The organism is Pseudomonas sp. R25(2017) (assembly GCF_002112565.1).
In the GTDB taxonomy this organism is placed as follows: domain Bacteria; phylum Pseudomonadota; class Gammaproteobacteria; order Pseudomonadales; family Pseudomonadaceae; genus Aquipseudomonas; species Aquipseudomonas ekonensis.
Map to the genome: position 1 here is coordinate 117,272 of NZ_NEHZ01000015.1, position 20,551 is coordinate 137,822.

At 64.8% G+C, this 20,551-nt stretch carries 19 protein-coding genes and 4 tRNA genes; 10 read left to right on the forward strand and 13 right to left on the reverse strand.

Features of this window, described 5'->3' with window-relative positions; all coding sequences use genetic code 11:
* Window positions 1–39: 39 nt before the first annotated feature.
* The 4 genes from CAG31_RS19580 to CAG31_RS19595 form a co-directional block, all read right to left on the reverse strand.
* Window positions 40–1,383 carry a sigma-54 dependent transcriptional regulator gene (locus CAG31_RS19580; RefSeq protein WP_085584206.1) on the reverse strand — a complete coding sequence of 448 codons (1,344 nt, stop codon included), beginning with the start codon at window positions 1,381–1,383 and terminating at the stop codon, window positions 40–42.
* Window positions 1,380–2,969 (reverse strand): PAS domain-containing sensor histidine kinase, encoded by a 1,590-nt coding sequence (locus CAG31_RS19585; RefSeq protein WP_085584208.1) that lies wholly within the window; start codon window positions 2,967–2,969, stop codon window positions 1,380–1,382. The genes CAG31_RS19580 and CAG31_RS19585 overlap by 4 nt, the downstream gene beginning before the upstream one ends.
* Window positions 2,959–3,192 (reverse strand): PP0621 family protein, encoded by a 234-nt coding sequence (locus tag CAG31_RS19590; RefSeq protein WP_085584210.1) that lies wholly within the window; start codon window positions 3,190–3,192, stop codon window positions 2,959–2,961. Before CAG31_RS19590 ends, CAG31_RS19585 begins: the two co-directional genes overlap by 11 nt.
* 128 nt (window positions 3,193–3,320) lie before the next feature.
* On the reverse strand, window positions 3,321–4,337 hold the full coding sequence (locus CAG31_RS19595; protein WP_085584212.1) for an outer membrane protein assembly factor BamD: 1,017 nt from the start codon (window positions 4,335–4,337) through the stop codon (window positions 3,321–3,323).
* 150 nt (window positions 4,338–4,487) lie between these two features.
* On the opposite strand from CAG31_RS19595, the gene rluD reads away from it, so the two are divergent.
* The 8 genes from rluD to CAG31_RS19635 all read left to right on the forward strand — a co-directional run bounded on the left by rluD (window position 4,488) and on the right by CAG31_RS19635 (window position 11,473).
* Entirely contained in the window at window positions 4,488–5,450 is a 963-nt protein-coding gene (gene rluD, locus CAG31_RS19600; protein WP_085584315.1) for a 23S rRNA pseudouridine(1911/1915/1917) synthase RluD, read from the forward strand.
* A complete protein-coding gene (gene pgeF, locus CAG31_RS19605; RefSeq protein WP_085584214.1) occupies window positions 5,447–6,184 on the forward strand; it encodes a peptidoglycan editing factor PgeF in 738 nt (245 codons plus the stop codon). The genes rluD and pgeF overlap by 4 nt, the downstream gene beginning before the upstream one ends.
* Window positions 6,185–6,404: 220 nt before the next feature.
* Window positions 6,405–8,969: an ATP-dependent chaperone ClpB gene (gene clpB, locus CAG31_RS19610; RefSeq protein ID WP_085584216.1), complete on the forward strand. Its 2,565-nt coding sequence runs from the start codon at window positions 6,405–6,407 to the stop codon at window positions 8,967–8,969.
* Between the two features lie 296 nt (window positions 8,970–9,265).
* A tRNA-Asn gene (locus CAG31_RS19615) sits at window positions 9,266–9,341 on the forward strand.
* A 9-nt stretch (window positions 9,342–9,350) separates the two neighbouring features.
* Window positions 9,351–9,427: transfer RNA gene (locus tag CAG31_RS19620), tRNA-Pro, on the forward strand.
* A 5-nt stretch (window positions 9,428–9,432) separates the two neighbouring features.
* Window positions 9,433–9,508, forward strand: a tRNA-Lys gene (locus CAG31_RS19625).
* Window positions 9,509–9,601: 93 nt separating this feature from the next.
* Window positions 9,602–9,678 (forward strand) — tRNA-Pro (locus CAG31_RS19630).
* 169 nt (window positions 9,679–9,847) lie between these two features.
* A complete protein-coding gene (locus CAG31_RS19635) occupies window positions 9,848–11,473 on the forward strand; it encodes a methyl-accepting chemotaxis protein (RefSeq protein ID WP_085584218.1) in 1,626 nt (541 codons plus the stop codon).
* 72 nt (window positions 11,474–11,545) lie between these two features.
* Here the strand turns inward: CAG31_RS19635 and CAG31_RS19640 are convergent, their stop codons facing one another.
* The 4 genes from CAG31_RS19640 to CAG31_RS19655 all read right to left on the reverse strand — a co-directional run bounded on the left by CAG31_RS19640 (window position 11,546) and on the right by CAG31_RS19655 (window position 14,648).
* On the reverse strand, window positions 11,546–11,953 hold the full coding sequence (locus CAG31_RS19640; protein WP_085584220.1) for a hypothetical protein: 408 nt from the start codon (window positions 11,951–11,953) through the stop codon (window positions 11,546–11,548).
* Window positions 11,954–12,342: 389 nt separating this feature from the next.
* Window positions 12,343–13,641, reverse strand: coding sequence for an NAD(P)/FAD-dependent oxidoreductase (locus CAG31_RS19645; protein WP_085584222.1), 1,299 nt, complete (start codon window positions 13,639–13,641; stop codon window positions 12,343–12,345).
* A gap of 63 nt (window positions 13,642–13,704) precedes the next feature.
* Complete coding sequence (locus CAG31_RS19650; protein WP_085584224.1) at window positions 13,705–13,878, reverse strand: DUF3094 family protein; 174 nt, start codon at window positions 13,876–13,878, stop codon at window positions 13,705–13,707.
* Window positions 13,879–14,021: 143 nt separating this feature from the next.
* Complete coding sequence (locus tag CAG31_RS19655; RefSeq protein ID WP_007959580.1) at window positions 14,022–14,648, reverse strand: DUF1780 domain-containing protein; 627 nt, start codon at window positions 14,646–14,648, stop codon at window positions 14,022–14,024.
* Between the two features lie 224 nt (window positions 14,649–14,872).
* Here CAG31_RS19655 and CAG31_RS19660 point away from each other — a divergent pair, with 224 nt between their 5' ends.
* Entirely contained in the window at window positions 14,873–15,562 is a 690-nt protein-coding gene (locus tag CAG31_RS19660) for an energy-coupling factor ABC transporter permease (RefSeq protein ID WP_085584226.1), read from the forward strand.
* 65 nt (window positions 15,563–15,627) lie between these two features.
* On the forward strand, window positions 15,628–15,843 hold the full coding sequence (locus tag CAG31_RS19665) for a hypothetical protein (RefSeq protein ID WP_085584228.1): 216 nt from the start codon (window positions 15,628–15,630) through the stop codon (window positions 15,841–15,843).
* A 7-nt stretch (window positions 15,844–15,850) separates the two neighbouring features.
* On the opposite strand, the gene yacG is transcribed toward CAG31_RS19665, so the two are convergent.
* From yacG to pilB, 5 genes are read right to left on the reverse strand one after another with little or no spacing between them, the layout of a single operon-like run.
* Window positions 15,851–16,051 carry a DNA gyrase inhibitor YacG gene (gene yacG / locus CAG31_RS19670; protein WP_085584230.1) on the reverse strand — a complete coding sequence of 67 codons (201 nt, stop codon included), beginning with the start codon at window positions 16,049–16,051 and terminating at the stop codon, window positions 15,851–15,853.
* Complete coding sequence (gene coaE / locus CAG31_RS19675) at window positions 16,048–16,671, reverse strand: dephospho-CoA kinase (protein WP_085584232.1); 624 nt, start codon at window positions 16,669–16,671, stop codon at window positions 16,048–16,050. Before coaE ends, yacG begins: the two co-directional genes overlap by 4 nt.
* On the reverse strand, window positions 16,668–17,540 hold the full coding sequence (locus CAG31_RS19680; RefSeq protein ID WP_085584234.1) for an A24 family peptidase: 873 nt from the start codon (window positions 17,538–17,540) through the stop codon (window positions 16,668–16,670). Before CAG31_RS19680 ends, coaE begins: the two co-directional genes overlap by 4 nt.
* A 1-nt stretch (window position 17,541) precedes the next feature.
* Window positions 17,542–18,759 (reverse strand): type II secretion system F family protein, encoded by a 1,218-nt coding sequence (locus CAG31_RS19685; protein WP_085584236.1) that lies wholly within the window; start codon window positions 18,757–18,759, stop codon window positions 17,542–17,544.
* Between the two features lie 2 nt (window positions 18,760–18,761).
* Window positions 18,762–20,462 carry a type IV-A pilus assembly ATPase PilB gene (gene pilB, locus CAG31_RS19690; protein ID WP_085584239.1) on the reverse strand — a complete coding sequence of 567 codons (1,701 nt, stop codon included), beginning with the start codon at window positions 20,460–20,462 and terminating at the stop codon, window positions 18,762–18,764.
* Between the last annotated feature and the right edge of the window lie 89 nt (window positions 20,463–20,551).

Consider the following 20,551-nt stretch of genomic DNA (forward strand, 5'->3'; position numbering starts at 1 on the left):
AGGCACCGCAGGACACGACAGTTGCTCCCATAAGGGGCCTCAGTCCAGCCCCAGTTTCTTGAGGCGGTAGCGCATCGAGCGGAACGACAGGTTCAGGCGTTGCGCCGCCGCCGTGCGGTTCCAGCGGGTCTCCTCGAGCGCTTGCAGGATCAGCTTGCGCTCGACGTTTTCCAGGTAGTCCTCCAGGTTGTCGATCTGCGTCAGGTCGGCGATGCCGCTCTCGGCCGCGCAGTTGCCCTCGCTCAGGCGCAGGTCGTCGGCTTCGATCATGCGGTTCTCGCACAGGGTATGCGCCCGTTCGAGGACGTTCTCCAGCTCCCGCACGTTGCCCGGGAAGCGGTAGTTCTTCAGGGCCTCGAGCGCTTGCGGGTGCAGGCGCGCCACGGGCTGGCCGGTGCTGGTGGCCAGGCGCTTGAGCATCTGGCCGGCCAGCGCTTCGATGTCGTCGCGCCGCTCGCGCAGGGACGGCACCCGCAGTTCGATCACGTTCAGGCGGTAATACAGGTCCTGGCGGAAGCGTCCGGCGGCGACCTCGGCGTCCAGATCCTTGTGCGTGGCGCAGAGGATGCGCACATCGACCACGGTTTCCTGCTGGCCGCCGACGCTGCGCACGGCCTTTTCCTGGATCGCCCGCAGCAGCTTGACCTGCATCGACAGCGGCAGGTCCGCCACCTCGTCGAGAAACAGCGTGCCGCCGTGGGCCGCCTGGAACAGGCCGGGCTTGTCCTCCACCGCGCCGCTGAAGCTGCCTTTGCGGTGGCCGAAGAATTCGCTCTCCATCAGTTCAGACGGAATCGCCCCGCAATTGACCGGCACGAACGGTTGGCCGGCCCGCGGCCCTTGTTCGTGGATCAGGCGCGCCACCAGCTCCTTGCCGCTGCCGGACTCGCCGCTGATGTATACCGGCGCCTGGCTGCGGGCGAGCTTGTCGATCTGCTTGCGCAGGTTGCGCATGGGCGGGGAGTCGCCCAGCAGCCGCCGTTCGATCGACGTGACGCCGCCCGCCGCCGGCACGCGCAAGGCGCTGGCGACCAGTTCGCGCAGGCGCGCAAGGTCCACCGGTTTGGTGAGGAAGTCGAAGGCCCCGGCCTTGAGGGCGTTGATCGCGGTTTCCAGGCTGCCGTAGGCGGTGATCATCGCCACCGGCAGCTGTGGATAACGTTGCTGGAGGTGCTGCACCAGCTCAAGCCCGGTGCCGTCGGGCAGGCGCATGTCCGTCAGGCACAGGTTGAAGGCCTCGCGGTGCAGCAGCGCCCGGGCCTCGGCCAGGTTGCGTGCGCTGAAGGTGTCGAGTTTCATCCGTCCCAGGGTGATTTCCAGGAGTTCGCGGATATCCGGCTCGTCGTCGACGATCAGGACTTTTTGCCGTGGGCTCGTAGTCAACTTTGTTTCCGTCCGTGAGCAAAGGTGATGCGAAAGCAGCCGCCGCCTTGGCGTGGTTTGAAGTCTAGGCGCGCTTGATTGCTTTCGCACAGCTCACGGGACAGATAGAGCCCAAGGCCGGTGCCCTGGCTGCTGGTGGTGAAGAACGGTTCGAACAGGTGCGCCTGCTGGTCGGGCGCCACGCCCGGGCCGTTGTCCTGCACGTGCAGCACGGCCTGGCGGGATTCGGGGTCGAGGGACAGTTCCAGCCAGACTTCGGCCTGCTCGTGCAGCGCGCCGCTGTGGCGCCAGCCGTTGCGCACCAGGTTGTCGAGGACCTGGGTCAGCTGGTCGGGATCCATCAGGGTGCGCAAATCGCCGGCGCCGATGTGCACGTGCAGTGACTGACGGGCGGTCGCCTGCTCGCGGGTCTCGGCGACGAAGCGCTCCAACCAGGGCTTGAGATCCAGCCGCTGCGGTTCGCTTTGCTGGCGGCGGGACAGTTGCAGGACGTTCTCGATGACTCGGTTCATGCGCTGGGAGTGGTCTTGGATGATCTGCGTCAGACGCCGGTCTGCGCCGTCGAGTTCCTCGGACTCGCCCAGCAGCTGCGCCGCATGGCTGATGGCGCCCAGCGGGTTGCGGATCTCGTGGGCGATGCCGGCGGTCAGGCGCCCGAGCGCGGCCAGCTTCAACTGCTGGGCCTGTTGGGCGATCTGCGCGAGGTCTTCGAGGAACACCAGGGTCTGGCGTCCCGGGCTCTGCTCCAGGGCGATGAAGCTCGGTTGCAGCACAGGGCCTTCCCCGGGCATCTTCAGGCTTTGGGGGCGCAGGCTGGGGTTGCTCAGCCACAGTTGCAGGCGTTCGAGCAGCCCCGGCGCGCAGTCGTCGATCAACAGCCCTTCGAGGTGCTGTCGGCCCAGCAGGGCCTGGGCGCTGTGGTTGGCCAACTGGATGCGGCGCTGTTCGTCGAACACCAGGATGCCGGTGCGCATGCGTTGCAGGATCAGGGCGTTGAGGGCCTCGAGGCCTTCCACCTCGCTGGCGCGGCGCTCGGCCAGGTGCTCGCTGAACTCCAGGCGCTGCATCAGGCCCTGCACCAGCAGGGACGCCGCGAAGCACAAGGCGCCGAGGGTGCCGGCCTGGAGGTAGTCGTTGGGGCTCAGGGGATGGTCGAAACTGAGCAGGAAGCTCAGGGCGACGATGCCGAGGGCGCCGACGGCGGCGATCAGCAGGCCTATCCGTCGGCGCAGCAGGGTATTGCTGATGGCCACCGAGACGATCAACAGGTTGCCCAGGGAGCTCGCCACGCCGCCGGCCGCGTAGAACAGGCCGCAGAGCAGCAGGATGTCGGTCAGCGCCAGGCCGAACAGCTGCGCCGGGCGGCGGATGTTCTCCAGGAACACCACCAGGAGGATGTTCAGCACCAGGTACAGCCAACTGCCGCTGCGCAGCAGCTCGTCGTCGGCCGAGGTGAGCAGGCGGTTGTCCATGTTGCTGGAAATCAGCAGCACCAGGGTGATGCCGACGCTCAAGCGATACAGATGATAGAGGCGCAGCAGGCGCTGGGCCTGCTTGCCGGAAGCGTCGGCGGTCTCAGCGACCACTGGAGCCGGGGCCTTGCTCCAGGTGCGCCTGGCTGCAGTACCACTGCTGCTCAAGGCTCAGGGCACGGTCGCGGGGCAGGTGCACGCCGCAATGGGCGCAGCGCACCATGGGCGCGGCGTCCTGTTCGCGGGGAGACTGGGCGGGGGAGGCGGGGGCCTTGATCTTGCGCCAGAGCCAGACGGCGGCGGCGATCAGGGCGATCCAGAACAGTAAACGAAGCATGATGGGCGGCTTTTCGGCTAATGATCCGGCAGTTTAGCCAAGGAGTCCGTCGGCCGCACAGCCCCGTCAAACGCGGCAACGAAAAAGGGAGATCCGAAGATCTCCCTTTCTTGTACAACTGCTGTGGATCAGTCGAACAGACCGAAGGTCATGTAGCTGAAGATCGAGCGGTCGGAGCTGCCGGACTCGGATTCCGGCTCTTCGATCACGTTGCCGTTTTCGTCTTTTGGCTTGAGTTCGTTCGGGATCGCGTCCTTCGCGTCCTGGAACTGCTTCTGCACGTCCTGGTTGGCGCGGGTCTCTCCCGGCGGCAGCGGCGGACGGGACTCGATCAGGCCGAGGGTGGCCTTGCTCAGCCACGAACGGTTGTCGGCTTCGGCCACCGACGGCACGAACTGACCGTCCACCAGGCTCGGGTGGTTCGGGTAGTTGAGCTTCAGGGTCTCGAGGCTGGAGGCCGCCAGTTCGTCCAGGTGCAGGCGCTGGTAGGCTTCGGTCATCACCGCCAGGCCGTCGCCCACCGATGGGGTCTCCTGGAAGTTCTCCACCACGTAGCGGCCACGGTTGGCGGCGGCGACGTAGGCCTGACGGGTCAGGTAGTAGTCGGCCACGTGGATTTCGTAGGCCGCCAGCAGGTTGCGCAGGTAGATCATGCGCTGCTTGGCGTCCGGCGCGTAGCGGCTGTTCGGGTAGCGGCTGGTCAGCTGGGCGAACTCGTTGTAGGAGTCGCGGGCGGCGCCCGGGTCACGCTTGGTCATGTCCAGCGGCAGGAAGCGCGCCAGCAGGCCGACGTCCTGGTCGAACGAGGTCAGGCCCTTGAGGTAGTAGGCGTAATCGACGTTCGGGTGCTGCGGATGCAGGCGGATGAAGCGCTCGGCGGCGGACTTGGCGGCCTCAGGCTCGGCGTTCTTGTAGTTGGCGTAGATCAGTTCGAGCTGGGCCTGGTCGGCGTAGCGGCCGAACGGATAGCGCGACTCCAGGGCCTTCAGCTTGGCGGTGGCGCTGGTGTAGCTGCTGTTGTCCAGGTCCTTCTGAGCCTGCTGGTACAGCTCGGCTTCGCTCAGGTTTTCGTCTACGACTTCCTTCGATGAGCAAGCGGCGGTCAATGCGAGGATGGCGATCAGCAGCAGGTGTTTCACTTGCATGGCGGCTTGCGTCCCTATGACGGCCGCTGTCTTGGGCGGGACCGTCCTGTTATGATGAGCGCCCCGTTGAAAAGCCTCGGGGCAAAAGAAGCCGTATTTAACCACAAGCGCGCAGCCGAAACCAAAGGCTGTGCCGACGCCAGTCCGAGCATGTCCGATAAAATTGAACTTCGCGCAGAGGTGCCGTCCGAACTGGGCGGCCAACGCCTCGATCAAGTCGCCGCCCAACTCTTCGCCGAGCACTCGCGCTCGCGCCTTTCCGCCTGGATCAAAGACGGTCGCCTGACCGTGGACGGCGCGGTCATCCGTCCGCGCGACATCGTTCACGGCGGCTCGGTGCTGGAGCTGACCGCCGAACAGGAAGCCCAGGGCGAGTGGGTGGCCCAGGACATCGAGCTGGACATCGTCTATGAAGACGACGACATCCTGGTGATCAACAAGCCGGCGGGCCTGGTGGTGCACCCGGCCGCCGGCCACGCCGACGGCACGCTGCTCAACGCCTTGCTGCACCACGTGCCGGACATCGTCAACGTCCCGCGTGCCGGCATCGTGCACCGTCTGGACAAGGACACCACCGGCCTGATGGTGGTGGCCAAGACCATCCAGGCGCAGACCAAGCTGGTCGCGCAGTTGCAGAGCCGCACCGTCAGCCGCATCTATGAGTGCATCGTGATCGGCGTGGTGACCGCCGGCGGCAAGATCAACGCGCCGATCGGCCGCCACGGCCAGCAGCGTCAGCGCATGGCGGTGATGGAGGGCGGCAAGCCGGCCGTCAGCCACTACCGCGTGCTGGAGCGCTTCCGTTCCCACACCCACGTGCGGGTGAAGCTGGAGACCGGGCGCACCCACCAGATCCGCGTGCACATGGCGCACATCAATTTCCCGCTGGTCGGCGACCCGGCCTACGGCGGCCGTTTCCGCATTCCGCCGGCCGCGAGCCAGACCATGGTCGAGTCCCTCAAGCATTTCCCGCGGCAGGCCCTGCATGCGCGGTTCCTTGAGCTGGAGCACCCGACCACCGGCGAGCGCATGAGCTGGGAATCGCCGCTGCCGGAAGACTTCGTCTGGCTGCTGACCCTGCTCAAGCAGGATCGCGAGGCGTTCGTCGGATGAACTGGCTGACGCCGGACTGGCCCGCGCCGGCCAGCGTCAAGGCCTGTGTCACCACCCGCGAGGGCGGTGTCAGCGAGGCGCCGTTCGACACGCTCAACCTGGGCGATCACGTCGATGACCGCCCCCAGGACGTCGCCGAGAACCGTCGCCGCCTCACCGATCACTTTTCGATCAAGCCCGCCTGGCTGCAGCAGGTCCACGGCACCACCGTGGCCCACGCCGACCCGTCCGTGGTGGCCACCGCCGACGCCAGTTGGACCGCCACGCCGGGCATCGCCTGCGCCGCGATGACCGCCGACTGCCTGCCGGCCCTGTTCTGTGACCGCGCGGGCACCCGCGTCGCCGCCGCCCATGCCGGCTGGCGCGGCCTGGCTGCCGGGGTGCTGGAGGCCACCCTCGACGCCCTGGGCACCGCGCCTGAAGACGTGCTGGTATGGCTCGGCCCGGCCATCGGCCCGCAGGCCTTCGAAGTGGGCCCGGAAGTGCGGGAAACCTTCGTCGATCAGTTGCCCGCCGCGGCGGCCGCGTTTGTCCCGAGCCAAAACGCCGGCAAGTTCATGGCCGACATCTACCTGCTGGCGCGCCTGCGTCTGGCCGAGCGGGGTGTCACGGCGGTGTACGGCGGCGGTTTCTGCACCGTCAGCGACCCGCGCTTCTTTTCCTATCGCCGCGCATCGCGCACCGGTCGCTTCGCCTCGCTGGTGTGGCTTGAGGGCCCAGGCGGCGCCATCTGACGGCGCCGGTTTGCGCCATGCCGCGCCTTTCAATGCCGGCAACTTACCGTCAAACGGAAACGCATCGGCCAGGCCGGGCGCACGCTAAGCTTGTCTGACCTGCATCAAACCCCTGACGCTTGAATCTTCCAGAATCGGCCACATCTATAGCGGTATCTGGCAGGTTTCTTCATTCAGGATGGTTTCCTAGATCCGACCTGCTCAAAAGGAAGGTGACCCCATGCGTATAGACCGTTTAACCAGCAAACTTCAGTTGGCGCTGTCCGATGCCCAATCCCTGGCCGTCGGCCTCGACCATCCGGGCATCGAGCCTGCGCACCTGATGCAGGCCATGCTCGAACAGCAGGGCGGCTCGATCAAGCCCCTGCTGATGCAGGTGGGCTTCGACGTCAACAGCCTGCGCAAAGAGCTGACCAAAGAGCTCGACCAACTGCCGAAAATCCAGAATCCGACCGGCGACGTCAACATGTCGCAGGATCTGGCGCGCCTGCTCAACCAGGCCGACCGCCTGGCCCAGCAGAAGGGCGACCAGTTCATTTCCAGCGAACTGGTGCTGCTCGCCGCCATGGACGAGAACAGCAAGCTGGGCAAACTGCTGCTGGGCCAGGGCGTGAGCAAAAAGGCCCTGGAGAACGCCATCAACAACCTGCGCGGCGGCGAGGCGGTCAACGACGCCAACCACGAGGAATCGCGCCAGGCCCTGGACAAGTACACCATCGACCTGACCAAGCGCGCCGAAGACGGCAAGCTCGATCCGGTGATCGGCCGTGACGACGAGATCCGCCGCACCATCCAGGTCCTGCAGCGCCGCACCAAGAACAACCCGGTGCTGATCGGCGAGCCTGGCGTGGGCAAGACCGCCATCGCCGAAGGCCTGGCCCAGCGGATCATCAACGGCGAAGTGCCGGACGGCCTGCGCGGCAAACGCCTGCTGTCGCTGGACATGGGCGCGCTGATCGCCGGCGCCAAGTACCGCGGCGAGTTCGAGGAGCGGCTCAAGGCGCTGCTCAACGAACTGTCCAAGCAGGAAGGGCAGATCATTCTGTTCATCGACGAACTGCACACCATGGTCGGCGCCGGCAAGGGCGAAGGCTCGATGGACGCCGGCAACATGCTCAAGCCGGCCCTGGCCCGCGGCGAGCTGCACTGTGTGGGCGCCACCACGCTCAACGAGTACCGCCAGTACATCGAGAAGGACGCGGCCCTTGAGCGGCGTTTCCAGAAGGTGCTGGTGGACGAGCCGAGCGAGGAGGACACCATCGCGATCCTGCGCGGCCTCAAGGAGCGCTACGAGGTGCACCACAAGGTGGCGATCACCGACGGCGCGATCATCGCGGCGGCGAAGCTCAGCCATCGCTACATCACCGACCGGCAATTGCCGGACAAGGCCATCGACCTGATCGACGAGGCCGCCAGCCGCATCCGCATGGAGATCGACTCCAAGCCGGAAGTGCTGGACCGTCTGGAACGCCGCCTGATTCAGCTGAAGGTCGAGTCCCAGGCGCTGAAGAAGGAAAGCGACGACGCGGCGAAGAAGCGCCTGGAGAAGCTCCAGGAAGAAATCGACCGCCACGAGCGCGAGTATTCGGACCTGGAAGAGATCTGGAACTCGGAAAAGGCCGAGGTTCAGGGCTCTGCGCAGATCCAGCAGAAGATCGAACAGTCCCGCCAGGAGCTGGAAGCGGCGCGGCGCAAGGGTGACCTCAACCGCATGGCCGAGCTGCAGTACGGGGTGATCCCGGACCTGGAGCGCAGCCTGCAGATGGTCGACCAGCACGGCAAGAGCGAGAACCAGCTGCTGCGCAGCAAGGTGACCGAAGAGGAAATCGCCGAAGTCGTGTCGAAATGGACCGGTATTCCGGTGTCGAAAATGCTCGAAGGCGAGCGCGACAAACTGATGAAGATGGAAAGCCTGCTGCATCAGCGTGTGATCGGCCAGGACGAGGCGGTGGTGGCGGTGGCCAACGCCGTGCGGCGTTCCCGCGCCGGGTTGGCGGATCCGAACCGGCCGAGCGGCTCGTTCATGTTCCTCGGCCCGACCGGGGTCGGCAAGACCGAGCTGTGCAAGGCACTGGCTGAATTCCTTTTCGACACCGAAGAGGCGATGGTGCGGATCGACATGTCCGAGTTCATGGAGAAACACTCCGTGGCCCGGCTGATCGGTGCGCCGCCAGGCTACGTGGGCTACGAAGAGGGCGGTTACCTGACCGAAGCGGTGCGGCGCAAGCCGTACTCGGTGATCCTTCTGGACGAAGTCGAGAAGGCCCACCCGGACGTGTTCAACATCCTGCTGCAAGTGCTGGAGGACGGACGCCTGACCGACAGCCACGGGCGCACGGTGGATTTTCGCAACACGGTGATCGTGATGACCTCCAACCTGGGGTCGATGCAGATCCAGGAACTGGTGGGCGACCGCGAGGCCCAGCGTGCGGCAGTGATGGATGCGATATCCACCCACTTCCGGCCGGAGTTCATCAACCGGGTCGACGAAGTGGTGATCTTCGAACCGTTGGCGCGGGATCAGATCGCCGGCATCACCGAGATCCAGCTGGGCCGCCTGCGCAGCCGTCTGGCCGAGCGCGAGCTGAAGCTGGAGCTGAGCCCGGAGGCGATGGACAAGCTGATTGCCGTCGGCTACGACCCGGTCTATGGCGCACGGCCGCTGAAGCGGGCGATCCAGCGCTGGATCGAGAACCCGTTGGCGCAGTTGATCCTGTCCGGACGCTTCATGCCGGGGGAAACGGCGACCGGCGTGGTGGAGAACGACGAGATCACGTTCAACTGACGCTCGGCGCCAAAAGAGAAGGCCTCGCCCATCGCGAGGCCTTTTTTTTTCGCCAGGCTGTTGAACTCAAAGGAAAAGGCTTGTAAAGTGCGCCCCGCAGTCAGTCACCCGCAGGGCTTCAGCTCACTGAGCTGAAAACCGAAATAAGTTGCAAATCATTAACTTGAAAGCAATTTAGGGGGTTGACAGAGGTGTTCTAGGTTGTAGAATAGCGCGCCTCAGACACACGAACGCAGCGATGCGAACGGGTGGCAGAGGTGAGGCAAACCTCACTGTTGTAACTTGAAATATGTAGTTCCGTGATAGCTCAGTCGGTAGAGCAAATGACTGTTAATCATTGGGTCCCAGGTTCGAGTCCTGGTCACGGAGCCAATTTCAAACCGGGGTATAGCGCAGTCCGGTAGCGCGCCTGCTTTGGGAGCAGGATGTCAGGAGTTCGAATCCCCTTACCCCGACCATATTTGGGTCGTTAGCTCAGTTGGTAGAGCAGTTGGCTTTTAACCAATTGGTCGTAGGTTCGAATCCTACACGACCCACCATTTTTGAAACCAGTTCGCTGGGATCGAATCTTAAGATCAGACGCCAAAAGCTCTGTTCGCAGAAGGCGCCTTTCGAAGGTGCCTTTTTTTTACCGGGGTATAGCGCAGTCCGGTAGCGCGCCTGCTTTGGGAGCAGGATGTCAGGAGTTCGAATCCCCTTACCCCGACCATACAAAGAAATCCCCGCATCGAAAGATGCGGGGATTTCTTTTGCCCGTCAGAAATGCAATTTCATTCAAGTCATCGTACAACTTGCCGATAGCCCGCTAGCAAAAGAGGGGCAGGCCGCCGTGCCGTTCGCCCCCTAACCTGGCCAATACAAGAAAAAGGGCGTTCGTCATGTTGCTTCGTCAGTTGAACATTGCTCCCCGTGCCGCACTGGGATTCGCTGTGATCGCGGTATTGGTGGCGCTGCTCGGGGTGTTTTCGCTGGGGCAGATGTCGAGCATCCGCGACAGCGAGGTCGCGGTGGAAACCCAATGGCTGCCGAGCATCCGTGGCGGTGACGAGATCCGCGAGATCATGCTGCGCATCCGCACCATCTCCTTGCGCATGGCACTGGATCCGGATCCGAAGAACGTCGCCGCCTACCGCAGCCAGATGGACACCCGCGACAAGGAACTGAGCGAGAAGATCGCCGCCTACGACAGGCTGGTGGTCACCCCTGAGGGGCAGCAGTTGTACGATCAGTTCAAGAAAACCTTCGCTGCCTACCGCACCGGCATCGCCCAATCCTTCGTCCTCGCCGAACAAGGCAAGCGCGATGAGTTGACCAAGCTGCTGCTGGTCGACATGAAGACCGTGGTCGACGGCTCCGGCAAGCAGCTCAGCGACCTGGCGGATCTGTTCACCCGGCAGGTCGCCGCCGAGAGCCAGAACTCCGCCGCACACTACGAGACCTCGCGCACCATCGTCAGCCTGTTCATCGTGCTGGCGGCGCTGGCCACCGTGGCGCTGGCGATGCTGCTGACCCGCAGCATCGTGCGTCCGCTGGCGAGCGCGGTGGACGCCGCCGAAAGCGTGGCCGGCGGCGATCTCACCCGCCCGATCGAAGCCCACGGCAACGACGAGGTCAGCCGCCTGCTCAAGGCGTTGGCGACCATGCAGCAGAACCTGCGCGAGACCCTGCAGGGCATCAGCGGCTCGGCCACGCAACTGGCCACCGCGGCCGATGAACTGAACGCCGTCACCCTCGACAGCACCCAGGGGCTGCAGCAGCAAAACAATGAAATCGAACAGGCGGCGACGGCGGTCAACGAGATGACCACGGCGGTGGAGGAAGTTGCGCGCAATGCCGTGTCCACCTCCGACGCCACGCGCCAGTCCAGCGAATCGGCGCACTTGGGGCAGGAGCGTGTCGGCGAGACCGCCGAGGCCATCAATGCGCTGGTCAGCGAAGTGCAGCACACCGGCGAGCTGGTGCAGTCCCTGGCCGACCAGTCCCAGGACATCGGCAAAGTGCTCGACGTTATCCGGGCGATCGCTGAGCAGACCAACCTGCTGGCCCTCAACGCCGCCATCGAGGCGGCCCGGGCGGGCGAGAGCGGACGGGGCTTTGCGGTGGTGGCCGATGAGGTGCGGGCGCTGGCCTATCGCACCCAGCAATCGACCCAGGAGATCGAACAGATGGTGCAGGGCATGCGCAGCGGATCGGGCCTGGCGCTGGAATCGATGCAGGCCAGCGCCTCCCGGGCCGCCACGACGCTGGTGCTGGCCGAGCGGGCGGGCGAGGCGCTGCAGACCATCACGGCGTCGGTGCACGAAATCCACGAGCGCAACCTGGTGATCGCCAGCGCCGCCGAAGAGCAGGCGCAAGTGGCGCGGGAGGTGGACCGAAACCTGGTGAACATCCGCGACCTGTCGGTGCGCTCGGCGGCCGGGGCCGACCAGACCAGCGCCTCCAGCCATGAACTGTCGCAACTGGCCAATGCCTTGCAGGGCATGGTGCAACGCTTCCGCCTCTGACTTCTGCGGGCACGAGAAAGCCGCGCTTCTCGTCGGAGAAGGCGCGGCTGTTGTGAGACGTCAGGCGGGCAATCAGGCGCCGTCTTGATCCTTCAGGTGCTCGAACAGGCCTTTGGGCATTTTCTTGCCGTTGGCTTCGAAGTTGGCTTTGACGTTGTTGTACGCCTCCTGCTCGTCGATGAAGCCGTCATGGTTGGTGTCGATCTTGTCGAAGTCGGACTTCGGCGCGACCTTCAGGAACTCGGCGCGGGACACCTTGCCGTCGCCATCGGTGTCGGTTTTGGCCATCGAGGCATCACCGCATTTACCTTCGCCGCATTTGCCTTCCGGCGTCTTCACCGAAGTCTCGGCGGAGGCGACCATGTAGCCCTGGGCCAGCGGCTGGGCGGCGAACACCGAGCCGGACAGCATCAGGCCGCCGGCCAGCACGGCGCCGACCAGGCCAATGGAGTTCTTGCCGATTTTCGAGGTACGGGACATTGCATTCTCCTACGGTTGCTCAGTGCAACCACGCGTTAAGGGCATTTGCCGGCGCGGGTGCGCTCGGGTGTGGCCATTAGGCGGCGCCGATGTATCGCGACTGTGTCGCGGGGCGGGGCGTTTGTAAGCGAAGGCGGGAAATGCGGGGGCGGGATACAGTGAGAAACAGAGGTTCGGGCGCGGGTCGGACAATGAGGGTTTGATCCAGACCAACGTCGGCTTCACCGGCGTCATCGCCAGCAGGCTGGCTCCCACAGGGTTGGGTGGGTGAATTCAGGGGCTGCGGTCACAGCGTGGGAGCGAGCTTGCTCGCGATGGCGTCGATCCAGGCGAGATCAACTCGTCTGGATCACCGCATCGCGAGCCGGCTCGCGCCTACAGGTGTTGCATCAATGCAGCTTCAGGCGCGGCTCGGTGCCCCGGCCGATCTTGCTGCCCAGCATCAGCATCGCCGTGCGGAACGGCCCGTACAGTGCCATCTGGTGCATGCGGTACAGCGAAACGTAGAACATCCGCGCCAGCCAGCCCTCCAGCATCACGGTGCCGGTCAGGTTGCCCATCAGGTTGCCCACCGCCGAGAAGCGCGACAGGGAAATCAGCGAGCCGTAGTCGGTGTACTTGTACTCCGGCAGGGCCTTGCCTTCGATCCGCAGCTTCAGCGACTTGGCCAGCAACGACGCCTGCTGGTGCGCAGCCTGGGCGCGGGGCGGCACGTTGCGGTCCGTGCCCGGTTGCGGGCAGGCGGCGCAGTCGCCGAAGGCGAAGATGTTCTCGTCGCGGGTGGTCTGCAGCGTCGGCAGCACCTGCAGTTGGTTGATGCGGTTGGTCTCCAGGCCGTCGATGTCCTTGAGGAAGCCCGGTGCGCGGATCCCGGCGGCCCAGACCTTGAGGCTGGCCTTGATCTGGCTGCCGTCGGCGGTGATCAGGCTGTCGGCGGTGACTTCGCTGACCGACGCATTGGTCATCACGTTGACCCCGAGCTTTTCCAGGGTCTTGTGCACCGGGCCGCTGATCCGTTCCGGCAAGGCCGGCAACACCCGCGGGCCGGCTTCGATCAGGGTGATGTGCATGTTTTCCGGTTTGATCCGGTCGAGGCCGTAGGCCGCCAGCTCATGGGCGGCGTTGTGCAGCTCGGCCGCCAGTTCGACGCCGGTGGCGCCGGCGCCGACGATGGCCACGCTGATCTGCTCGTCGCTTTCGTTCTGGCCGGCATGGGCGCGCAGGTAGTGGTTGAGCAACTGCTGGTGGAAGCGCTCGGCCTGTTTGCGGGTGTCGAGGAACAGGCAATGCTGCGCCGCGCCCTGGGTGCCGAAATCGTTGGTGGTGCTGCCGACGGCGATCACTAGGGAGTCGTAGGGCACTTCCCGGGCGGGCACCAGTTCGATGCCGTTTTCGTCGTAGGTGGCGGCCAGCTGGATTTTCTTCGCGGCACGGTCGAGCCCGCTCATGCGCCCCAGCTGGAACTCGAAGTGGTTCCATTTCGCCTGGGCGACATAGTTGAGTTCGTCTTCGGAGGAATTCAGCGACCCGGCGGCCACTTCGTGCAGCAGCGGTTTCCAGATGTGGGTCAGGTTGGCGTCGACCAGCATGACGCTGGCGGTGCCGCGCTTGCCCAGGGTCTTACCCAGACGGGTAGCCAACTCCAGGCCGCCGGCGCCGCCGCCGACAATGACAATACGATGGGACATGGGAACAACTCGCAAGGCTAAAGGAAATCGTTGTCGTGGTTACCCGAGCGAGCGCAAGGCAGCTCATAGCGTCAGGTAACTGATGAGTCGGCTCAACAGGCCGAGGCCGACGGTCACCGCCACCACCAGCACCAGGAGCATCCACGGCCTGAAGGGCCGGCGCTCGACGCGGTGCTGGGACAGTTGCAGGTACTCTTCGACATGCTTCTGGTCATCGGGGTTCAGGCGGCTGGTCATGTGAGGCCTCGTCAGGGATAGACGTTGCTGGATGCGCAGACGTTACAGCGGTTTGCCTGCGCGCGTTGAACGGCGCAGGGCATCCGGGCGAATGATTGCGCTTTTTTAACATCCGACTGGTGTTTGCGCCATCCTGCCAAGGGCTAAAGGCTGATGCCGACGTCGAACACGATGCTGCGCCCCAGGTTGCCGCGCAGGAAGTCCGGCGCGTCCGGGTGGGCGAACAGCACCCGGGCGAAGGTCGGCCCGACCAGCGACAGCGAGCGCCAGCCCTGGCGCAGGTACTCGGTCGGCGGCGGAAAGTGGCTGTTCAGGTCCAGCACTTCGCGCTTGAGGCTGGCGAAGGCGATGATGTCCAGCTCCCCCAGATCCATGCCGCGTTCCTTGTAGTTGTGGGCCTTCTTGCGCAGGGTCGGGGCCAGGCGCAGGAGGAACTCGTTGGCCGGGATCCGCCGCGGCTTGGCTTCGCGGCGCACCAGTTGGCTCAGGGAAAACGCGCTGCGCCGGCGTTGCAGTTCATCGCGCCATTCGTCGTTGAGCCGGCGGCCTTCGTCGAGGACGAAGAACACCTCGAAGTTGGCGTCGCGGAACAAGACGTCCGGTGGCTCCCCGGCCGGGGCGAACTCATCGGCCCGATAGGGGATGTTCAGGCCTTGCAGCAGGCGCTGGCAGACCCAACGCTCACGCTCCCATTTGCGGGCATTGGACAGGAAGGCGTTGGCTTGCTCGGCCGCGATGGTCAGCAGGCGCAGGTAGTCTGAGTCATCCATAGGCCCAAGCTTAGCGTTCAAATGCGACAGGCAGATAGATTTGCGTCGGTTCGCCCTCGGCAGACGCGAGCCTGCTCGGCAAATGCATCGGCGGGGGGCTCATCGCCAGCAGGCTGGCTCCCGCAGGGTTTGCGGCGGGCGCAGGCCCTGCATTGAGCAGCGTTGTGGGGGTGTAGACTGCCACAGCTGCCACCAGGGAATTTGTCGCAAGGGATGAGGGAATCATGATCGGTGCCGAACTGCTGTCTTCCACGAGCCTGACCCTGGGCTGGCTGATCTATCTGCCGGTCTTGCTGTGGGCGGTCTGGAGCGCCTCGTGGGTCGAGCTGTTCAGCGACAGCCGGCGTCAGCACTTGCTGTTCGGCACTGTGTTCGCGCTGTTCCTGCTGTGGCTGGTGCGCAGAGACTTCGACACCGGCGTGTCGTACCACTTCATCGGCATGACGGCGGTGACGCTGCTGCTGGACTGGCCGTTGGCGATCGTCGGCGGGCTGGTGGCGCAGGCCGGGCTGGTGTTGCTCGGGCGCCAGGATCTGGTGGCGGTGGGGGTCAACGGCACATTGCTGATTCTGCTGCCGGTGCTCGTCACCGAATGCGTGGCGGTGATGGTCGAGCGTGCCCAGCCGCGCAACCCGTTCGTGTACATCTTCTGCTCCGGCTTCTTCGCCGCTGCGCTGGCGGCGCTGCTGTGTCTGGTGTCGAGCCTGGCGCTGCTGTGGTACGACGGCCTGTTCGCCCTGCCGGAATGGCTGGAGGATTTCATCGGCTACCTGTGGCTGCTGATCTTTCCCGAGGCGTTCATCAACGGCATGGTGATCAGCGCGCTGGTGGTGTTCTGCCCGGAATGGCTGGAGACCTTCAACCGCACCCGCTACCTTTCGGCGCCCTGGAAGGACGACGACCCCAAGTCTTGATCCACATCAAATCCGCCGCCCGTCGTGCCTTCATGCTCCTTCGAATTCCTTCAGGAGCGAGCGGCATGAGCGTTTACGAGTGGGCGAGGCAGGAGTTGCGTCAGAGTCTGGACATGGCGCAGGAGGTGGGGTTCGATCCGGGGCTGAGCCTGCGGGCCTTGCTCAGCGCGGTGGTGCAGCAGAGCAAGACCGTGCGCAACGCCGAAGACCTGGCCGACGAGTTGCGCTTTCTGGCGGAAAACCTCGACGACGATCAGGACTACGGCTTCATGCGGCCCTGACGGCGGGTCAGTGACGCGGATCGAAGTCGCCGGAGAACAGTTCATCCTCGGCGTCCGGGGCGACCGGGATCTTGTGTTCCTCCGAGGCCCAGGCGCCGAGGTCGATCAGTTTGCAGCGGTCCGAGCAGAACGGCCGGTTGACGTTGCCGGCCACCCATTCCACGGGGGCGCCGCAGGTCGGGCAGTTGACGGTTGGGGTCTGGCTCATGGCTGGCCTCCGGATAAAGTCAGGTAAAAGTGATGCAGGCGCTCGACCTCGCTGTGCAGCCAGGCGAGGTCGCGGTCGTTGACCACCACGTCATCGGCACGGCTCACACGGTCCTCGCGGCTGGACTGGGCCTTGAGGATCGCCTGGACCTGCTGTTCGCTGGTCTGGTCGCGTTGCAGGGTGCGTTCGATCTGCAGGTGTTCGGGGGCGTCGATCACCAGGATCCGCCGGGTCATCGCGTATTGCCCCGACTCGATCAGCAGCGGCGAGACCAGGATCGCATAAGGCGATTCTGCCAGCGCCAGGTGATGGGCGATTTCCTCGGCGATCAACGGATGCAGCAGGGCTTCGAGCCAACGGCGCTCATCGGGCACTTCGAAGATCAGCTTGCGCAGGGCGGCGCGGTCCAGCGTACCGTCGGCCTGCAGCACGGCGGGGCCGAAGTGTTCGGCGATCTTCGCCAGCGCCGGGCGCCCCGGCTCGACCACCCACCGTGCCGCGTGGTCGGCGTCCACCACGTGGATGCCGAGGTCGATGAAGTGTTGGGCGGCCGCGCTCTTGCCGCTGCCGATGCCGCCGGTCAGGCCGAGAATCCAGGGTTTTTCCACAGGGGTATTCATTTCAAACCGACAAACTGCCAATAGTAGGCCGTCATTTGACCACCCCAGAGCATGGCAATCCAGCCGGCGATCGCCAGATAGGGGCCGAAGGGGATTGGCGTCGAGGCGTTGCGGTCGCGCAGGCGCAGCAGAATGATGCCGATGACCGCGCCCACCAGCGACGACAGCAGGATGGTCAACGGCAGGATCTGCCAGCCGCCCCAGGCGCCGAGCATCGCCAGCAGCTTGAAGTCGCCGTGGCCGATGCCGTCCTTGCCGGTGAGTAGCTTGAACAGCCAGAACACCGACCACAGGGACAGGTAGCCGGCCACCGCTCCCCACAACGCATCGTGCAGCGTCGTGAACACACCGAAGCTGTTGGCGATCAGGCCCAGCCACAGCAACGGCAGCACCAGCACGTCGGGCAGCAATTGGTGCTCAGTGTCGATCAGGCTCATCGCCAGCAAGCCCCAGGTCAGCACCGTCAGCAGGCACGCGGGCCAGCCGAACCCCAGGTGCCAGGCGATGAAGGCCGAGAGCAGGCCGCAGGCCAGTTCCGTCAGCGGATAGCGTTTGCCGATGGGCGCGGCGCAGGCCGAACAGCGGCCGCGCAGCCACAGGTAACTGAGCAGCGGAATGTTTTCCCACGCCCGGATGCGGTGGGCGCAATGCGGGCACTGCGAAGCCGGCAGCATCAGGTTGTAGGTGGGCAGCGGCGTTTCGCCGGGCATCCCCAGGATGTCGCGGGCCTGCTGGCGCCATTCGCGTTCGAGCATCTTCGGCAGGCGCCAGACCAGCACGTTGAGGAAGCTGCCGACCACCAGCCCCAGCAACAGGGCGGTGCACACGAAGGCCAGCGGATACAGGGCAAACAGTTCGTCGAGGGGCATGTCAGATCGCAGAGCCGAGTTGGAAGATCGGCAGGTACATGGCCACGACCAGCCCGCCGACGATCACCCCCAGCACCACCATGATGAACGGTTCCATCAGGCTGGTGAGGTTGTCGACCATGTTATCCACTTCGTCCTCGTAAAACCCGGCGACCTTGGCGAGCATGTCGTCGAGGGCGCCGGACTCCTCGCCGATGGCGGTCATCTGCACCGCCATGGTGGGGAACACCCCGGTGGTGCGCATCGAGAAATTCAGCTGCATGCCGGTGGCCACGTCCTGGCGGATGCGCAGCACGGCGTTCTTGAACACCACGTTGCCGGTGGCGCCGGCCACCGAGTCCAGCGCCTCGACCAGCGGCACCCCGGCGGCGAACGTGGTCGATAGGGTGCGGGCGAACCGCGCCACGGCGGACTTGTACATCAGCGTGCCCACCAGCGGCAGCTTCAGCAACCAGGCGTCCCGGCGGTCGCGCAGGGCCTTGGAGCGTTTGAGCGCATGGCGGGTGCCGAAGAAGGCGGCGACCAGGGCCGCGAGGATCGCCCACCACCATTGCTGCATGAATTCCGAGAGCGCGATCACCATCAGGGTGAAGGCCGGCAGCTCGGCGCCGAACCCGGAGAACACCGACTGGAACTGCGGCACCACCTTGACCAGCAGGATCCCGGTGACCACCGCCGCCACCAGCACCACGGCGGCGGGGTAGGTCATGGCCTTCTTGATCTTGGCCTTGAGGCTTTCGCTCTTTTCCTTGTAGGTGGCGACCCGCTCCAGAAGGGTGTCGAGGGCCCCGGACTGCTCGCCGGCATCCACCAGGTTGCAGTAGAGCTCGTCGAAATGCTGCGGCTTCTTGCGCAGGGCGGCGGCGAAGCTGTTGCCGGCGGCGACTTCCTGCTTCACCTCGTCCACCAGCTTGCGCATGGCCGGGTTCTCGAAGCCCTCGCCGATGATGTCGAACGACTGCAGCAACGGCACGCCGGCCTTCATCATGGTCGCCATCTGGCGGGTGAACAGCGCGATGTCCTGGGCCTTGATGCGTTGGCCGAAGCGGAGCAGCGAGGCGGACTTCTTGCGCACCTTGCCGGGGTTGATCCCTTGCTTGCGCAACTGCGCCTTGATCAGCGCCGGGTTCTGCCCGCTCAGTTCGCCGGTCACCTTGCCGCCTTTCTTGTCCGTGCCTTCCCAGGCATACACGCTGGTTTTCGCTGCCTTGACCGCCATGTTCAGTCCTTGGTGACCCGGTTGATTTCCTCAAGGCTGGTGATGCCTTGCATGGCCTTGATCAGGCCGGAGGTGCGCAGGTCGTTGAAGCCGTCCCGACGCATCTGGGTGTCGATCTCCAGCGAGTTGCCTTCGGCCATGATCAGCCGTTGCAGTTCGGCGGTGTTCTTCACCACTTCATAAATGCCCACGCGTCCCTTGTAGCCGCCGTTGCAGTGGTCGCATCCGGCAGGCTCATAGAGCGTGAAATGGCCGATGCGTTCCTCGGGGAAGCCTTCCTTGAGCAAGGTCTCCCGGGGGATCTCGGCGGGACGCCGGCAGTGGCTGCACAGCTTGCGGGCCAGGCGCTGGGCGATGATCAGGCTGACCGAGGTGGCGATGTTGAAGCCGGGGATGCCCATGTTGTGCAGGCGGGTCAGCGTCTCGGCGGCGCTGTTGGTGTGCAGGGTGGAGAGCACCAGGTGGCCGGTCTGCGCGGCCTTGATGGCGATCTCCGCCGTTTCGAGGTCGCGGATCTCGCCGACCATGATCACGTCCGGATCTTGGCGCAGGAACGAGCGCAGGGCCTGGGCGAAGTCCATCCCCTGTTTCGGGTTGACGTTGACCTGGTTGATGCCTTCCATGTTGATCTCCACCGGGTCTTCGGCGGTGGAGATGTTGATGTCGACGGTGTTGAGGATGTTCAGCCCCGTGTACAGCGACACGGTCTTGCCCGAGCCGGTGGGGCCGGTGACCAGGATCATGCCCTGGGGTTGCTTGAGGGCGGCCATGTACAGGTCTTTCTGCTCCGGCTCGTAGCCGAGGGCGTCGATGCCGATTTGGGCGCTGGAGGGGTCGAGGATCCGCATCACCACCTTTTCGCCCCACAGGGTGGGCAGGGTGTTGACCCGGAAATCGATCGACTTGCTCTTGGACAGGCGCATCTTGATCCGCCCGTCCTGGGGCTTGCGGCGCTCGGAGATGTCGAGGCTGGCCATCACCTTCAGGCGCGCGGCGATCCGGCCGGCCAGCTGAATCGGCGGCCGGGCCGCTTCGCGCAGGATGCCGTCGGTGCGCATCCGCACCCGGTAGTTCTTCTCGTAGGGCTCGAAATGCAGGTCGGACGAGCCGCTCTTGATCGCGTCCAGCAGCATCTTGTGGACGAAGCGCACCACCGGCGCATCGTCGGCGTCGAACCCGCCGATGGCATCCTGCCGGCTGTCGTCGACGGACTCGACGTCCAGGCCGTCCAGGTCGACGTCGGCCATTTCCTCAAGGCCGGTGGCGTGGGTGTCGAAGAATTTCTCGATGGCGTCGGTGAGCTTGTCGTCCTCCACCAGGATGGCTTCGGTGCTCAGGCCGGTGCTGAACTGGATGTCGTTGATCGCCTGCTGGTTGCTCGGGTCGGAGATCCCCACGAACAGCTTGTTCCCGCGGCGCCACAGGGGCAGCGCGTGATGCTGGCGCACCAGTTTTTCGCTGACCAGGCCTTTGGGCTGGGTTTCCTTGTCCAGGCAGTTGAGATCCAGGTAGGCCACGCCGAAATGCTCCGAGGCGATTTCGGCGACCTGCCAGCTTTTCACCAGTTTGTTCTGCACCAGATAGCTGACCAGCGACAAGCGGTTGCGCTGGGCCTGTTGCCAGGCTTGCTGGGCACTTTTTTCCGTCAGCAGTTCGGCCTGCACCAGTTGCTTGGCCAGACCGCTCAGAGCGATGTCATTCATGGGGATCCCGGACGCAGACAGTTCATGACTTATAGCCTAGACAAGTGACAGCGCCAAACCTGTGGGGTGCAGGTGACAAAAAGTGTCAG

What these genes read in the sequence shown, in the direction of transcription:
- CAG31_RS19590 (WP_085584210.1), bottom strand. Translation starts at nt 3,192, where the DNA reads ATGCTTCGTTTACTGTTCTGGATCGCCCTGATCGCCGCCGCCGTCTGG.
- CAG31_RS19595 (WP_085584212.1), bottom strand. Translation starts at nt 4,337, where the DNA reads ATGCAAGTGAAACACCTGCTGCTGATCGCCATCCTCGCATTGACCGCC.
- rluD (WP_085584315.1), top strand. Translation starts at nt 4,488, where the DNA reads ATGTCCGATAAAATTGAACTTCGCGCAGAGGTGCCGTCCGAACTGGGC.
- pgeF (WP_085584214.1), top strand. Translation starts at nt 5,447, where the DNA reads ATGAACTGGCTGACGCCGGACTGGCCCGCGCCGGCCAGCGTCAAGGCC.
- clpB (WP_085584216.1), top strand. Translation starts at nt 6,405, where the DNA reads ATGCGTATAGACCGTTTAACCAGCAAACTTCAGTTGGCGCTGTCCGAT.
- CAG31_RS19635 (WP_085584218.1), top strand. Translation starts at nt 9,848, where the DNA reads ATGTTGCTTCGTCAGTTGAACATTGCTCCCCGTGCCGCACTGGGATTC.
- CAG31_RS19640 (WP_085584220.1), bottom strand. Translation starts at nt 11,953, where the DNA reads ATGTCCCGTACCTCGAAAATCGGCAAGAACTCCATTGGCCTGGTCGGC.
- CAG31_RS19645 (WP_085584222.1), bottom strand. Translation starts at nt 13,641, where the DNA reads ATGTCCCATCGTATTGTCATTGTCGGCGGCGGCGCCGGCGGCCTGGAG.
- CAG31_RS19650 (WP_085584224.1), bottom strand. Translation starts at nt 13,878, where the DNA reads ATGACCAGCCGCCTGAACCCCGATGACCAGAAGCATGTCGAAGAGTAC.
- CAG31_RS19655 (WP_007959580.1), bottom strand. Translation starts at nt 14,648, where the DNA reads ATGGATGACTCAGACTACCTGCGCCTGCTGACCATCGCGGCCGAGCAA.
- CAG31_RS19660 (WP_085584226.1), top strand. Translation starts at nt 14,873, where the DNA reads ATGATCGGTGCCGAACTGCTGTCTTCCACGAGCCTGACCCTGGGCTGG.
- CAG31_RS19665 (WP_085584228.1), top strand. Translation starts at nt 15,628, where the DNA reads ATGAGCGTTTACGAGTGGGCGAGGCAGGAGTTGCGTCAGAGTCTGGAC.
- yacG (WP_085584230.1), bottom strand. Translation starts at nt 16,051, where the DNA reads ATGAGCCAGACCCCAACCGTCAACTGCCCGACCTGCGGCGCCCCCGTG.
- coaE (WP_085584232.1), bottom strand. Translation starts at nt 16,671, where the DNA reads ATGAATACCCCTGTGGAAAAACCCTGGATTCTCGGCCTGACCGGCGGC.
- CAG31_RS19680 (WP_085584234.1), bottom strand. Translation starts at nt 17,540, where the DNA reads ATGCCCCTCGACGAACTGTTTGCCCTGTATCCGCTGGCCTTCGTGTGC.
- CAG31_RS19685 (WP_085584236.1), bottom strand. Translation starts at nt 18,759, where the DNA reads ATGGCGGTCAAGGCAGCGAAAACCAGCGTGTATGCCTGGGAAGGCACG.
- pilB (WP_085584239.1), bottom strand. Translation starts at nt 20,462, where the DNA reads ATGAATGACATCGCTCTGAGCGGTCTGGCCAAGCAACTGGTGCAGGCC.